Consider the following 350-nt stretch of genomic DNA (forward strand, 5'->3'; position numbering starts at 1 on the left):
CGGCGGCGGCCGGAGGATTGACGGAGTCATAGACATCACCCGCCATCATAATGAGGTCCGCCCGCTCCTCCCCGGCAATGGCGACCAGCTCGTCAACGAACGCCTCCTGTTCCTTCTGCCTGCTTCTTCCTTCCAGCGTTCGGCCCAAATGCCAGTCGCCCGTATGCAAAATCCGCATGTTTCGCCTCTTTCCCGCCCTGACCGGGCGATTGTGAATAATTCCAGCCATACTTCCCGTTCACGGGCTGTATCAGGGCATACGCTCAGGGCAGGACTTGCTCAAGCCGGGCGGTGCCCATAATCTGCCGGTATTGCCCGCGCTACACGCGAACCGCATGGCCGCCGTCAAA

At 60.9% G+C, this 350-nt stretch carries 1 protein-coding gene; it reads right to left on the reverse strand.

From position 1 onward, the window contains the following. Nucleotides 1–178, reverse strand: a 178-nt coding sequence (gene sbcD / locus L692_RS31005; RefSeq protein WP_156940291.1) for an exonuclease subunit SbcD, incomplete at its 3' end; no start/stop codon positions are given. Nucleotides 179–350 lie beyond the last annotated feature (172 nt).

Origin of the sequence: Paenibacillus forsythiae T98, assembly GCF_000520735.1 — a bacterium.
GTDB classification, from domain to species: Bacteria; Bacillota; Bacilli; order Paenibacillales; family Paenibacillaceae; genus Paenibacillus_AQ; species Paenibacillus_AQ forsythiae.